The 1,472-nt window shown below is 50.2% G+C and carries 1 rRNA gene; it reads right to left on the bottom strand.

Annotation, left to right across the window (positions count from 1 at the left end):
• Positions 1–1,334 (bottom strand): 23S ribosomal RNA (locus tag BLU35_RS34790); the annotation flags it as partial.
• Between the last annotated feature and the right edge of the window lie 138 nt (positions 1,335–1,472).

Here is a 1,472-nt window from a genome sequence, read left to right on the forward strand (position 1 = left end):
CGACTAACCCTGCGTCGATTAACGTTGCGCAGGAAACCTTGGTCTTTCGGCGTGGGTGTTTTTCACACCCATTGTCGTTACTCATGTCAGCATTCGCACTTCTGATACCTCCAGCAAGCTTCTCAACTCACCTTCACAGGCTTACAGAACGCTCCTCTACCGCATCACTTGCGTGATACCCGTAGCTTCGGTGTATGGTTTGAGCCCCGTTACATCTTCCGCGCAGGCCGACTCGACTAGTGAGCTATTACGCTTTCTTTAAAGGGTGGCTGCTTCTAAGCCAACCTCCTAGCTGTCTAAGCCTTCCCACATCGTTTCCCACTTAACCATAACTTTGGGACCTTAGCTGACGGTCTGGGTTGTTTCCCTTTTCACGACGGACGTTAGCACCCGCCGTGTGTCTCCCATGCTCGGCACTTGTAGGTATTCGGAGTTTGCATCGGTTTGGTAAGTCGGGATGACCCCCTAGCCGAAACAGTGCTCTACCCCCTACAGTGATACATGAGGCGCTACCTAAATAGCTTTCGAGGAGAACCAGCTATCTCCGAGCTTGATTAGCCTTTCACTCCGATCCACAGGTCATCCGCTAACTTTTCAACGGTAGTCGGTTCGGTCCTCCAGTCAGTGTTACCTAACCTTCAACCTGCCCATGGATAGATCGCCCGGTTTCGGGTCTATTCCCAGCGACTAGACGCCCTATTAAGACTCGCTTTCGCTACGCCTCCCCTATTCGGTTAAGCTCGCCACTGAAAATAAGTCGCTGACCCATTATACAAAAGGTACGCAGTCACCCAACAAAGTGGGCTCCCACTGCTTGTACGCATACGGTTTCAGGATCTATTTCACTCCCCTCTCCGGGGTTCTTTTCGCCTTTCCCTCACGGTACTAGTTCACTATCGGTCAGTCAGTAGTATTTAGCCTTGGAGGATGGTCCCCCCATATTCAGACAAAGTTTCTCGTGCTCCGTCCTACTCGATTTCACTTCTAAGATCCTTTCGCGTACAGGGCTATCACCCACTATGGCCGCACTTTCCAGAGCGTTCCGCTAAAATCAAAGAAGCTTAAGGGCTAGTCCCCGTTCGCTCGCCACTACTAAGGGAATCTCGGTTGATTTCTTTTCCTCAGGGTACTTAGATGTTTCAGTTCCCCTGGTTCGCCTCTTGCACCTATGTATTCAGTACAAGATAACCATCTTATGATGGCTGGGTTCCCCCATTCAGACATCTCCGGATCACAGTCTGTTTGCCGACTCCCCGAAGCTTTTCGCAGGCTACCACGTCTTTCATCGCCTCTGACTGCCAAGGCATCCACCGTATGCGCTTCTTCACTTGACCATATAACCCCAAGCAATCTGGTTATACTGTGAAGACGACATTCGCCGAAAATTCGATCTTGCTCAAAGAGCAACTCACAAATTTTACCTTAGCCTGATCCGTTACCAGTGAAAGTAACGTCCAGTCTATCTTTCTATC

Origin of the sequence: Sinorhizobium sp. NFACC03 (assembly GCF_900103435.1) — a bacterium.
Classification (GTDB): domain Bacteria; phylum Pseudomonadota; class Alphaproteobacteria; order Rhizobiales; family Rhizobiaceae; genus Ensifer.